Source organism: Dyella sp. 2YAF14 (genome assembly GCF_052114725.1).
Taxonomy (GTDB): Bacteria; Pseudomonadota; Gammaproteobacteria; order Xanthomonadales; family Rhodanobacteraceae; genus Dyella.
Genome location: NZ_JBFRFH010000010.1, coordinates 194,575 through 207,689, shown reverse-complemented (window position 1 = coordinate 207,689; position 13,115 = coordinate 194,575). Strand labels below are relative to the sequence as shown.

Annotated in this window: 9 protein-coding genes; 3 read left to right on the top strand and 6 right to left on the bottom strand. The window is 65.2% G+C overall.

Going from position 1 to position 13,115, the window contains the following annotated elements:
- Nucleotides 1–105 precede the first annotated feature (105 nt).
- Entirely contained in the window at nucleotides 106–1,458 is a 1,353-nt protein-coding gene (locus tag AB4Y82_RS15145; RefSeq protein ID WP_441602755.1) for a GH1 family beta-glucosidase, read from the top strand.
- 188 nt (nucleotides 1,459–1,646) lie between these two features.
- Here AB4Y82_RS15145 and thrC read toward each other — a convergent pair whose 3' ends face one another.
- The 4 genes from thrC to AB4Y82_RS15125 form a co-directional block, all read right to left on the bottom strand.
- Complete coding sequence (gene thrC, locus AB4Y82_RS15140; RefSeq protein ID WP_441602756.1) at nucleotides 1,647–2,978, bottom strand: threonine synthase; 1,332 nt, start codon at nucleotides 2,976–2,978, stop codon at nucleotides 1,647–1,649.
- Complete coding sequence (locus AB4Y82_RS15135) at nucleotides 2,975–3,952, bottom strand: homoserine kinase (RefSeq protein ID WP_441602757.1); 978 nt, start codon at nucleotides 3,950–3,952, stop codon at nucleotides 2,975–2,977. The genes thrC and AB4Y82_RS15135 overlap by 4 nt, the downstream gene beginning before the upstream one ends.
- Complete coding sequence (locus AB4Y82_RS15130) at nucleotides 3,952–5,046, bottom strand: homoserine dehydrogenase (protein ID WP_441602917.1); 1,095 nt, start codon at nucleotides 5,044–5,046, stop codon at nucleotides 3,952–3,954. Before AB4Y82_RS15130 ends, AB4Y82_RS15135 begins: the two co-directional genes overlap by 1 nt.
- A gap of 802 nt (nucleotides 5,047–5,848) precedes the next feature.
- Complete coding sequence (locus tag AB4Y82_RS15125; protein ID WP_441602758.1) at nucleotides 5,849–7,837, bottom strand: bifunctional 2',3'-cyclic-nucleotide 2'-phosphodiesterase/3'-nucleotidase; 1,989 nt, start codon at nucleotides 7,835–7,837, stop codon at nucleotides 5,849–5,851.
- Between the two features lie 195 nt (nucleotides 7,838–8,032).
- Here AB4Y82_RS15125 and AB4Y82_RS15120 point away from each other — a divergent pair, with 195 nt between their 5' ends.
- Together AB4Y82_RS15120 and AB4Y82_RS15115 are read left to right on the top strand one after the other, a co-directional pair.
- On the top strand, nucleotides 8,033–9,757 hold the full coding sequence (locus AB4Y82_RS15120; RefSeq protein WP_441611453.1) for an LTA synthase family protein: 1,725 nt from the start codon (nucleotides 8,033–8,035) through the stop codon (nucleotides 9,755–9,757).
- A gap of 450 nt (nucleotides 9,758–10,207) precedes the next feature.
- Nucleotides 10,208–10,705: a hypothetical protein gene (locus AB4Y82_RS15115; RefSeq protein ID WP_441602760.1), complete on the top strand. Its 498-nt coding sequence runs from the start codon at nucleotides 10,208–10,210 to the stop codon at nucleotides 10,703–10,705.
- Between the two features lie 167 nt (nucleotides 10,706–10,872).
- On the opposite strand, the gene nagA is transcribed toward AB4Y82_RS15115, so the two are convergent.
- Both nagA and AB4Y82_RS15105 read right to left on the bottom strand, forming a co-directional pair.
- Entirely contained in the window at nucleotides 10,873–12,027 is a 1,155-nt protein-coding gene (nagA, locus tag AB4Y82_RS15110; RefSeq protein ID WP_441602761.1) for an N-acetylglucosamine-6-phosphate deacetylase, read from the bottom strand.
- Nucleotides 12,027–13,061: an SIS domain-containing protein gene (locus AB4Y82_RS15105; protein WP_441602762.1), complete on the bottom strand. Its 1,035-nt coding sequence runs from the start codon at nucleotides 13,059–13,061 to the stop codon at nucleotides 12,027–12,029. Before AB4Y82_RS15105 ends, nagA begins: the two co-directional genes overlap by 1 nt.
- Nucleotides 13,062–13,115: the final 54 nt, after the last annotated feature.

The window sequence follows — 13,115 nt, the reverse complement described above, 5'->3', positions numbered from 1 at the left end:
TATACGAATGTGGATGCAACCGGTGCACATCTCGGCCGCGCTCCGCTATTCTCAGTATGTAATCGTTTACATCAAGCCGCACTGCGGCATAGGGGATTCTTTCCAATGACCCAGAGCTATCGCTTTCCCCCAGGCTTCCATTGGGGCGCCGCGACCTCGGCCTATCAGATCGAAGGCTCACCCCTGGCCGACGGCGCGGGTCCGAGCATCTGGGAACGTTTCGCGCATACGCCCGGCATGATGGCCAATGGCGACACCGGCGACATCGCCTGCGATCACTACCACCGCTACAAGGATGACGTGCAGCTGATGCGCGCGCTCGGCCTGCAAGGTTACCGGTTCAGCATTGCGTGGGCGCGCGTCTTGCCCGAAGGCACCGGTCGCATCAATCAGAAGGGTTTGGACTTCTATTCGCGCCTGGTCGATGAGTTGCTGGAAAACGGCATCGAGCCCAACGCCACGTTGTTCCACTGGGATTTGCCCGCGGCGCTGGACGACCGTGGCGGCTGGCTCAATCGTGATATCGCCCACTGGTTCGCCGAGTACGCCAGCGTGATGTACAAGGCGCTGGACGGCCGCGTGAAGCGCTGGACCACGCTCAACGAGCCCTGGGTCGTCACCGATGGCGGTTACCTGCATGGCGCGCTGGCGCCGGGACATCGCAGCAAGTACGAGGCGCCGATTGCCGCGCACAATCTCATGCGCGCCAGCGGTGCGGGCATCCAGGCATATCGTGCGGAAGGCAAGCACGAGATCGGCGTGGTGTTCAATATCGAGCCGAAATATCCCGCCTCCAACAGCCCGGAAGACATCGCCGCCACACGCCGCGCGCATGCCTATATGAACGAGCAGTTCGCCGATCCCGCGCTGCTGGGCAGCTATCCGCCGGAGCTCAAGGAAATCTTTGGGCCTGCCTGGCCGGATTTCCCGGAAGACGACTTCAAGCTCACCAAGCAGAAGGTCGATTTTGTCGGCCTCAACTACTACACGCGTGCGGTGGTGAAGAACGATCCGAACGCCTATCCGTTGAAAGCCGTGCCGGTGAAACAGCCCAACACGACGTATACGGAGACAGGGTGGGAAGTGCATGCACAGGGCTTCACGGACATGTTCACGTGGTTCAAGGATCGCTACGGCGATATCCCCATCTACGTCACCGAGAACGGTTCGGCTTTCTATGACGCGCCCGTGGCCGAGGGCGATATCGTGCAAGACCCGCTGCGCAGCAGCTACCTGCGCGAGCACCTCAAGGCGATGCACCATGCCATCGAGCAAGGCGTGAACGTCAAGGGCTATTACGCGTGGTCGTTGCTGGACAACCTCGAATGGTCGCTGGGTTTTGCCAAGCGCTTCGGTCTCTACCATGTGGATTTCGCCACGCAGAAACGCACGCCGAAGGCGACGGCGAAGCTTTATGCGAGCGTGATTGAAACCCATGGCGCGGTGCTGGATACCTGACAACAGGCTGCTTACTGTGGGAGCGCACCCTGTGCGCGACAGCCTGATGACGGAGCGGCGACGACAGGCCGCGTGCGCAGATCTCGTGTAGGAGCGCACTTGTGCGCGACCACCTCACGGAGCGGTGACGACATCGCGCCGCGGTCGCGCACAGGGTGCGCTCCCACAGGGATAGGCATGGCCCTTATTTAGCCGGCCGCCGCCCGAGCGCTTTCCACCCGCCCATCCAGCCACGACTTCAACGCATCGTCGCTGGCCGCCATCGGCTCCGCATACGCCGGACGCTGCAACATCGCCGCCAAAGCCGGCGGCACGTCCAGCTGACGGCCGATCAACGGCTCGACCACGCTGTCGAACTTGGCCGGATGCGCCGTGGCGACGACCGCCCAAGGCAGCCCCGTCGAACCCATGCCATCGAGCACATGCATCGCTGTGGCCGTATGCGGACAGAACACCTCGCCATGGTCGCATGCGTGCCGCACGATGGTTTCGCGGATCGCGTCGTCGTCGACGCTGCTCGCATGCAGCTGCAGGCGCAGCTCATGGTCGTGCGGATAGGTCCAGCGCAGCCGCTCGAAATTGCTGGGTGCGCCTACATCCATCGCATTGGCCAGAGTGGCGACGGCCGGACGTGGCGAGTAGGGCGAGCCGTCGAAGTAATCGCTGAGCGTGGCGTTGGCATTGCAGGCGAGGTGGATTTCTCCGACCGGCAATCCCATGTCGCGCACCCACACGCAGGCCAGCGCGTTGCCGAGGTTGCCGGTGGGTACGATGAAGTTGAGCGGTGCGCGGTGCCGATGCCACCAGCTCAGCGAGGCCTGCGCGTAGTAGCTCATCTGTGGCAGCAGGCGGCCGAGGCTGATGCTGTTGGCCGAGGACATCGGCACACGCTGCTGCAGCGAGCCGTCGTTGAGCGCGGCCTTCACCATGCGTTGGCAATCGTCGAACGTGCCGTCCACGCGCAGTGCCTGCACGTTGTCGCCGAAGCAGCCGAGCTGGTGCGCCTGGCGTGGCGACACGCGGCCATCCGGATAGAGGATCACCACACGCACACCGGGTTGACGATGGAACGCGGCGGCCACCGCAGCGCCGGTGTCGCCGGAAGTTGCCACAAGAATCGTCAGCGGCGACTGCGCATCACCTCGCAGACGTCGGAAACAGGCGGCCAGAAAGCGCGCGCCCACGTCCTTGAATGCGGCGCTCGGTCCATGGAAAAGTTCCAGCACCGAGGCATCGTCGCGATACGCCAGCGGTCGCAGCGGCGTATCGAAGTCGAGCGCTTCACGGCAGATCGCCGGAAGTTCATGGGCAAGTGAGGAGCCGCGAAAAAACGGATCCAGCAGCGTGGCAGCGGTCTGCGCCAGCGTCTGGCTCGCATCGAATTCGCTCGCATCCCGTTGCGGCAAGGCCTCGGGTACATACAGCCCGCCATCGGGGGCCAGGCCCGCGGCGATGACTTCCTCGATGCGCGCCGCGTGTTTCGCGCTGCGCGTACTGCGGTAATGCAACGGCTCGCTCATGCGGCCTCGTCCTCGTCGACCAGCGTGGCGGCCGGTCCGTTGATGGGTGACACCAGCACGTCGCTGGCGAGGCCTTCGTCGGCAAACGCCGCCGACATGGCCACCGCAGCGCGCTCGGCGTCCTCGCGTCGCTCATACCAGCCAAATACGCTGGGACCGGCGCCGGAAATACTTGCGCCGAGCGCGTGGTGATCCAGGGCAGCCTGTTTCACGCGCGCGAAGCCTGGGACCAGCGGCGCGCGCCTTGGTTCCACCAACACGTCCTTGAGGCCTTCGCGCACCAGCTCCGCGTCGCCACGATGAAGGCCGGTAAGCACCAGGGCGAGGTTGGCCTGTTGCGCCACCACGTCGTGCAGCGAGAAGCCATCGGCGAGCACGGCGCGCGCCTTGCGGGTTTCCAGCACGGCGTGCGGATGGACCAGCGCGCAGTACCAGTTTTCGGGCACCGGCAAACGCAGCAATCGATCGCGCGTGGCCAGCACCAGGCCGCCGAGGAGCATCGGCCCCAGGTTGTCGCCGTGGCGGCTGCCGCTGGCCACGGCCTCGCCGTCGAGCGCGAAGCCATAGAGCGCTTCGCGCGGCAGCGGGCGTTCGAGCAAGGCGTTGGCGGCCACCAGCGCGGCCACGCACGAGGCAGCCGAGCCACCCATGCCCGAACCCAGCGCGATGCCTTTGTGCAACTCCACTTCAAAACCATGGCGCAGGCCAAGCGCGCGGCGCAGCGACAGCAGCGCCGCACCCGCCGTATTGCTGCTCGCCTCCAGCGGCAGATCGGTCACGCGCCCGTGGATGGCGGCGATGCGCACGGTGGGCTCGTCGATGCGACGCACGATGGCGCGGTCGCCGGCGCCGGCCACGCTATGGCCAAGAATGTCGAAGCCGACCGCGACGTTGCCGACGCTGGCATAGGCCATGGCTTGTGCGCTCAACGCGCGCTGGGGAATGGGCATGGGATCGATCAGTTGTGCATTCATCACCGCGCCTCCAGCGTTTCGGCAATACGCAGGAGATCGGCGAATACGCCTGCCGCCGTCACTTCCGGCCCGGCGCCAGGACCCTGCACCAGCATCGGGTTGTCGCGATAGCGGTGCGTGGTGAACTGTACGATGTTGTCGGTGAGCCGCGTATGGGCGAACGGATGCGAGGCCGGCAACAGCGCCAGCCGCACGCTGGCATGGCCTTTGGCGTCGAGGCTGGCGACATGGCGCAGCACGCAGCCCTGGGCCTGGGCATGCGCCACCTGCTGCGCCATCGGCGCGTCGAGCAGATGCAGCTGGTCCATCACTTCATCGGCCGCCACCTCGGCCAGCTCGCGCGGCACCAGGCTCTGCACGTCCACATCTTCCAGCGAGAGCGACCAACCCGCCTCGCGCGCAAGAATCACCAGTTTGCGCGCCACGTCCAGCCCGGAAAGATCATCGCGCGGATCGGGCTCGGTATAGCCCAGGGCGTGGGCTTCGCGCACGAGCTCCGAAAACGGGCGGCTGCCGTCGTAGCGATGGCAAAGCCATGCGAGCGTGCCGGAGAACATGCCTTCCACCGCGAGCAATTCGTCGCCGGTGTCGAGCAGGTCGCGCAGCGTCTGCACCACCGGCAGGCCGGCGCACACGGTCGCTTCGTAACGGAAGCGGGCACCGCTGAAGGAAGCGGCGCGGATCGCCTGCAGTCGCGCCAGCGGGCCGCTGCTGGCCAGCTTGTTCGGCGTCACCACGTGCAAGCCGGCAGCGAGCCACTCGGCATAGTGCGATGCCACCGCTTCGCTGGCGCTGCAATCGATTACCAGCGCATGGCGGCCATCGTCGCCACGCAGATGCGCGGCGAATTCGTCGAGGTTGCTCGGACGCCAGGTTTGCGCGCTGCCGTGACGACCGTTGAGCTCAGGATCGTCCGCATCCAGCCACATGCGGCGGCTGGCAGCCACGGCGCATAAGCGCAGCTCCAATCCGGCACGCGCAAGCCGCGGCTGGGCGGTTCGCAGCTGCTCGAGCAAGGCGCTGCCGACGCGGCCGGGACCGACCAGGCCCACGGCGAGGACGCGCTGGCGCGCGGTGGTCGTCGGCAGCGCCATGGCATGTGGCGGTAACGACGGTTGTTCGAGCGAAGGTGCTGCGACAGCGTTCACGATGGCCTCTCCTTGTGGATGGCCCGTGCTCGCAGAGGGAGTCGGAGTGTGCGCCGGCCCGCCTCATCGAGGGCGGGGCCGTTTGCGTCAGAAACTTATTCGCGCACGCAGCTCCACCCCGACCTGGTGGTAATAGTGGTCGTGGTGGTGGTGGTGGCGTGGGTCATGGCGCCGGCGGACAGCGACGCGCACCCAGTGTGGACCGGGTGCTGGAACTTGCGTGCTGGCGCAATAGATGGCGACATGGCTCGACCTTAGGCCCGATGCTGCACTGCAGTCAACAGATTCGTTTGAAACTTTCGGGGTGGCCAGAGCGAGTCGTCGAGGCGGCGTTACAAGGTGTTGCAGCGGTGTAGCAGTTCGATGCCGCCGTTGCGCGAACCGCTCTTGTGTAGGAGCGCACTTGTGCGCGACCTCACCTGCGAAGCGGCGCCGCTGTCGCGTCGCGGTCGCCCACAAGTGGGCTCCTACAAGGGTGCGTCAAGCGGGAGGCTTCTTGTGGGAGCGCACCCTGTGCGCGACTACCCTACGGAGCGATGACGACGTGGCGCGGCGGTCGCCCACAGGGTGGCCTCCCACAAACGCTCAGTCCCGCCCTGCCACGTGGTGGGAAAGCCCCAACCCCAGCCGTCACGTTTTGCGGGAAACCAGTACGTCTTGTCGCCTTGCAAGGCTTTGCCTCCGAGCATGCCCTGGGTGAACGCGCGGCGCAGTCTACGCCGCCGCGCGTTCACCGCCAGTGCCCGGTTTAATGCGACAGGTCGATCGCGTACACCGCCGTGCCGTCGCCGTTGTCCTTGAGCTGGCGGATGTTCTTCAGCCCCGCTTCGCGCGCCACATCCTGCTTGTTCGAGGCGGCCTTGAACACCACCTCACCGTGCGTCTTCACCGGCACGAAATGCCACGAAGTAACGGGCAGATCCTTGGCGGTCAGGGTCTGCTTGCGCTGCAGCCACTTGGCCAGGATTTCGCGGGCGCCGTCCGGCGCGGCCAGCACGATGTTGTTGCCGACCAGGCCGGGGAAGTTGCCGCCGCCGCTGGCGCGGTAGTTGTTGGTGGCCACGACGAATTGCTGGTCGGGCTTCACCGGCTTGCCCTTGTAGCTGAGCTTGACGATGCGTTCGCCGGCCGGCTTGGTGACATCAATCTGATAGCTCAGCTCGCCCTGGATCTGGTCGAAGTTGTAGCCGGGCAGGCGGTCGCTGATGAGTTCCTGCTCGCCGTCCTTGCTGGGGTCGATGCGGTTGAAGCGCTCGGCTGCTTTTTCCAGCCAGGCCTTGAGCCCGGAACCGTCGACTTTCACGGCTGAGAGCGTGTTCGGATAGAAATACAGATCTGCGGCGCTACGCAGGGTGAGCGGTCCCACGGCGATGTCGGTGTAGTCATCCGGGCCGCCGAAGCCGGTGCGGAAGGCCGCGGCGGCGGAGAGCACCGGCAGCTTGGCCAGTTCCGGATGCGTCTTGGGCAATTCGCTTTGCACGTAATCGCGCATGGCGGCGTTGATCGGCGCGAGCGCCGTCATATTGCCCTCGTCGGCGAAGTAGCTGCTCAGATGCACGCGCGTCTCGCCGATCGGCGTATTGACGTATTGCACGGCCGCTTCATGCGCCTGCTTCACCAGCGGTGCGATGGCCGGGTCGGCCGGGACGCAGTCGTTCTTCTTGGGGCAGATAGGACGCACTTCGCTGTGCGTCTGGCTGTCGTCGATCACCCAGTGGCCGTCCTTGCGCTGCAAGGCCAGGTCGATCACGCCCAGGTCCTTGCCGAAGAAGCCGCCCATCACGGCCGGCTTGCCGCGCACGAAGCCGCGTTCGGCATCCACGTCCTTCATGCCCTTGTAGTGCGGGCCCGGGAATTCGGTATGCGAATGGCCCATCAGCAGCACGTCGATGCCGGGCACGCCGGCCAGGTACCAGCCGCCGTTCTCCATGTCGGAGGTATACGGCGCGGTGTTGAGGCCGCCGTGCAGCACGGCGACCACGATGTCCGGATGCTGCGCTTCCAGTTCCGGCAGGTATTTCTGCGCCGCCTCGACCACGCCGGTGACCGTCACCTTGCCGGCCAGATTCTGCTTGTCCCAGTCCAGGATCGGCGGCGGGGTGAAGCCGATGATGCCGACCTTGAGCGGCACTTTCCGCGTGCTGCCATCGGGGCCGGTGACGGTGATGTCCTTCTGCACCACGGTCCAGGGCTTGAAGATGGGCGCGCCGTCGCGGCTGCTGAACACGTTGGACAGCACCAGCGGAAAATGCGGGCCGGCGCAGCGGTTGGCGTGGCCGCCTTCCACGTTCATCGGGGTGCCGGTGACCTGCGAAAGAAAGCCCAGGCCGTAGTTGAACTCATGGTTGCCGGCGGTGCCGCCGTCGTAGCCCATGGCATCCATGGCGCGGTAAATCCCCAGCTCCTCATCGCAGCCCACCGGCTTCACCAGCGACTGGTAGTCGGCCAGCACGCTGCCCTGGATGGTGTCGCCGCTGTCGAACAGGAAGCTGTTGGGGTACTGCGCGCGGGCCCGGCGGATCAGGGTGGCCACCCGCTCGTAGCCCACCGTGTCGTCCTCGCGCTGCTTGTAATAGTCGTAGCTGAGCACGTTGGAGTGGACGTCAGTGGTTTCCAGGATGGCTACCTGGGCGCGGCTGCCGTCGGGCAGGGCGGCGGAATGGCTGGTGGTCTGGCTGGCGCAGCCCGCCAGCACGGCGGCGGCGAGGGCGGCGAGGGGAAGAAGGCGGTGGGTCATCGGCCGGTCCATGGGGTGGGCAACGGGGGCAAAGCGGGAAACCTAGCAGATCGGCATGTCGTCTTGCCGGCGCAACGGCTGCTGAACCGCATAGGGGCGCCGTTTGGCCGTTGCCGGCCATTGTGCATGTGACAGTTGCAAGTCCGTAGAATTGCGCTCGAATGACACCGGGGCCAAACAGGGGGCCTTATCCATATGCCGCAACGAACACTGGGCTTTCTGAGAAAAACCGGACCTTGGCTGGTCGCGGCAGGATTTTTCCTGTTCTGCGTCAGCATGACCGCGTTGCGCGAGCCCGCCTTGTTGCAGCAGGCCTTCGTGATTGCGCTGATGGTGTGCGCGTTCGGCGTGCTGCTGTCGGCGTTTGCGCGCCCCGCCACGGCCCTGGTGGTAAGCGGCGGCTTGTTCCTCGGCCTGAACTTCCTGTCCGTGATGAAGCTGCGCTATCTGGACTCGCCGCTGATGCCGGCGGACTTCGTCTATTACGCGCGCAGCAGCCTGCTCGAAACGCTGGGCCATTACCCGCACCTGTGGATGCTGTCCCTGGTGGTGTGCGTGGTGACGCCGCTGGTGCTGTGGGCGGTGTGGCATTTCGATCGTCGCCTGGTGGCGCATCTCAGCCGCCGTCGTGCATGGAGCATGCGCCTCAGCGGCATGGCGCTATGGGCCCTGGCGTTCTGGGTGTGCCTGCTGCCCAACGGCCCGTTCGCCGAGGTGCATGCGAGGAACGTGTGGGAGAAACTCTCCGACGACGCGCAGATCACCAATTTCTTCGTCAACTTCAGCGACTCGGATGTGCGCATGCCGGACATGGGCGATGACGCCCAGGCCGAGCAGGAGTGGGGTTCCACGGCGTCAGGCGAGCCGGCGGCGATTCCGCGTTCGCCGGAATCCTATCCGGACATCGTGCAGGTGCTGGAAGAAAGCACCTTCAATCCGGCCAATTTCACCCAGTGCAACATCCCCGAGTGTCGCGTGGCGATGTTCAAGCCGGACGTGCGCACGCGCTCGACCGGCCCCATGCGCGTGCACACCTTTGGCGGCGGCACCTGGGTGAGCGAATTCGCCACGCTCACCGGCATGCCGCAGGACATCTTCGGCCCGGGCGGCATGTACGCCCCGTACGTGCTCGCACCGCACGTGCAGGACAGCCTGCCGCGTCAGCTGCAACGCCTGGGCTATCTCACCGTGGCGATCTATCCGACCAATGGCGCCTTCCTCAACGGACGCAACGCCTATCGCGCGTACGGCTTCGATCAGTTCTACGACGCCGGCCAGCTCGGCCTGGAAGAGTGGGAAGAGACCGACAAGCAGATGTTCGACGCAGCCAAGCGCGTCTACGACAAGGTGAAGAAGCCCGGTCAGCCGGTGTTCGTGATGATCCTGACGCTGGCGCAGCACGGCCCGCACGATACCGATCCGTTGTCCTCGTTGCCGGCGCCGTTCAACAAGGGCGTGCTCAAGGGCCTGCCGACGCGCGAGTCGCTCAACTTCAACACCTATCTGGCGAACCTGCACAATTCCGATGCGGCGATGCACGGGCTGGAACACGATTTCCTCGATCGCGCGCAGCCTACCGTGATCGTGCACTTCGGCGATCACCAGCCCTCGTTCAGTGGCTTGATCCGCGAGATGCCGCGCACGTGGCCGGATGAGCTGTCCTCGGTCAAGGACTACCTCACGTATTACATGATCAAGAGCAACTTCCAGGGTGCGCCGTTGCCGCATTACCCGATGCTCGACATCGCGCTGCTGCCAAGCATGGTGCTGCAGGCGGCGGATCTGCCGACCGATCCGTATTTCTCAGCGGCGATTTCGCTGCGCACACGTTGCAACGGTCTCTACACCGATTGCGCGCAGCCGGACCTGGTGAAGTCGTATCACGCGTGGATATTCAATCGGCTGCACGTGTACGAATAGGCGCCGCGACGCGATCATCTCTTTCATTGCAGGAGCGCACTTGTGCGCGACCAGCCGACGTAGCGGCGACGCCGAGCGCCGCGGTCGCCCACAAGGTGGGCTCCTACAAGGGTGCGGCAAGCTTGGGCATTTCGGTGGGAGCGCACCCTGTGCGCGACAGCCGAACGAAACGATGGCGTCGAGGCGCTGCGGTCGCGCACAATGTGCGCTCCTACACCGAAGCTGCATTGCCCCCGCAGTCGTGCTGTAGGAGTGCACCCTGTGCGCAACCAGCCAGCGACGGACTTCCAATCGCCATCACCTTCAGCATGCACATGCAGACGGCTACGCCGACTGCCAACGTGTGCTGCTCCCCCAGAACAGGGATTACTCGTATTTGTAGCGCCGATGTCCGCGCTGCAAATTCCGCGGGCAGGGCAAGCCAGGCCTCGCCGCAACGCGGGAGTTCAAATGAAAATGCTCAGGCCGTCTTTGCTTGTTCTCATCCTGTCCGTCGCTCCCTTGCCGGTCATTGCATCGGCATCAGCACCTGAATCTGACTACACAGTGGCTGCTTCCAGCCAGACGTTCGTGCTCACGCGCGGCACGCCGCTATATGACGCGTGGAAAGCTTTTATTGACCAGCAGAACATCGGTAGACGCAAACTGGGTTGGGGCTTGGGTCTACCGTATGACGTTGGCCGCATCACCCTGACGATCACGTCAGGTACCGTGCGGCCAGCGATGTTGCCGGGTCCGCCGCTCGACCCGCCCAATATGGGCCCGCCGATGCCGTTGCCGGCAAACGGCAGTGAGGGTCAGACCCTGACCATGATCAGTCAGACCACCACCGTCTATCAATCGTGGATCTACGTTTTCGAGGGCAGAGCGGGTGGCTGGCGAGAATTCAGCTACAGGGGTTATGCCTGCCGTCGCGCGAGAGAAAATGGTGAACTCTGTGAACCGTAGAATTTCGGGTTTGCTTCGACCAGAGATCAATCTACGCTGGCTGCGCGCCAGCCGAGCGTGCTGACCGTGTGGGAGCGCACCCTGTGCGCGACCGCAGCGTCAGAGCGCTGTCGCTCCGCCCGGCTGTCGCGCACAGGGTGCGCTCCCACAAAAGTATCGCGTTGGTTTCAGGCGTCGTAGCGGACGCCTGAAATCCAGGTTTCGGTGACGACAAGGTTTTTGTCCAGCACGGCGAAGTCCGCTTGCTGACCCGCGACGATGCGACCATGCGTGCGATCCAGTCCGAGCCACGCGGCGGGATAGGCGCTTGCCATGCGCGAGGCCTCGGCCAGCGGCAAGCCGACCATCTCCATCAGATTGCGCACGCCAGTGGCCATATCCAGCGCGGAGCCGGCGAGCACGCCATCGTCGCTCTGGCAGATGCCGTCGCGGGCGATGATGGTTTGTCCGTTGAGCACGTACTCGGGACTGTCCGCGCCCACCGGCGGCATCGCGTCGGTGACCAGCACGCTCTTGCCCTTGGCCTTGGCGGCAATCGCGACGCGCAGCGCGACCGGATGCACATGATGGCCGTCAACGATCAGGCCGCACCAGCTGTGCGGATCGTCCAGCGCGGCGCCGACCACGCCGGGCTCGCGACTACCGAGCGGCGTCATCGCGTTGTACAGATGGGTGAAGCCGCACACGCCGGCATCGAGCGCGGCGCGCGTGGCGTGATAAGTCGCCGCGGTGTGGCCGGCAACCACCAGCACACCGGCTTCGCTGAGCTGGCGAATGGTGTCGCGCGGTACTTCTTCCACCGCGAGCGTGAGCATCACCACGCCACGGCGATTGCGCGTGATGGCTGCGATATCTTCGGCATCAGGCAGACGAAACAGCGAGGCATCATGGATGCCCTTGCGTGCCGTCGCGAGGAAAGGGCCTTCCAGATGGATGCCCAGCACGCCCGGCACGCCTTGCTCGATGGCGGCATCGACCGCATCAAGCGCCTTGCGCATCACGTCCGCGGTATCGGTGATCAGGGTAGGCAGAAAACCCGTGGTGCCAAACTTGCGGTGCGCGGCGCCGATGGTCGCCAACGCTTCCACCGTAGGTTCGGCATTGAACAGCACGCCGCCACCGCCATTGACCTGCACATCGATGAAGCCGGGCAGCAGCAGCTGGCGCTTGAGGTCGTGCTTCGTGGCCTCCGCAATGCGCTTGTCGTCGTCGCGCACGATCGCTTCGATGCGCTCGCCGCGCACCAGCACAGCCAGTCCCTCGCGCGGACCATGATCGGTCAGCAGGCGAGCATTGATGAGTGCGGTGAGTGGCGTGCTCATTACATGGTCTCCGTGACCTTGCGCAGGTGCGGCGGTACGTCCGGATCAAAGCCGCGTGCAAGCGACAGCGCACTGGCTGCGCGATAGAAGCTTTGCACGGCGAGTAGCGGCGTCACGATGGGCGCGATGTTTTCCGGCAGCGGCAGTTTGTCCGGATCGTGATTGCCCGGCGCGGCGATGAACACGCGCGCGCCGCGCGAGCGGAACTCGTTCGCCACGGCAATCGTGTTGTCCTGCGTGCCGTCGTCCTGTGCGAAGAACAGCACCGGGAAACCTTCACCCACGATGGCCATCGGGCCGTGCTTCACTTCGGCGGCGCTGAAGGCCTCGGCATGGAGTCCACAGGTTTCCTTGAGCTTGAGCGCCGCTTCCAGCGCGGCGCCGAAACCAAAACCGCGACCGACCACGAACAGGCTGCTGGCACCGGTGAGGCCCTTCACCATGGCGCTCCAGTCGCAGTCCCAGCCACGACGCAGATCGTCGGGCAGGCGATCGACCACGTCGTGCAGCGTCGCGTCGTTGCTCCAGTGCGCGGTGAGCTGCAGCACGGCTGCAAGCGTCGCGAGGTAACTCTTGGTGGCGGCCACGCTAAGTTCAGGGCCGGCGCGCAGCGGCACGAAGGTGTCGGCCATCTGCGCGAGCGGGGAATCCTCCACGTTGACCAGGGCCACCACATGGGCGCCGGCATCCTTGGCGGCCTGCGCGCTGCGCAGCAAGTCGGGGCTCTTGCCCGACTGCGAGATGGCGACGAACAAGGCGCCGTCCATGTGCAGGTCGGCGTCGTAGATGGACGAAATGGACGGCGACGCCGAGGCGGTGATCAGACCCAGGCGGGTCTCGAACACATACTTGGCATAGGCAGCGGCGTGATCGGAGCTGCCGCGCGCACAGGTGACGATGAAGCGGGGCGGCCTGGCCCGCAGCTGCTCGCCGAGCGCCTTGAGGATGGGCGCATTCTCGCGCAGCTGTCGCTCGACCACGGCGGCCGCCTCGTGGGCCTCGCGGTACATCAGGGTCTGGCTTGCTTCTTTCATCGTCCTATCTCGGTGACATGCACGAGGCGCATGCCGCGAGGCCAAGGTGCGCGA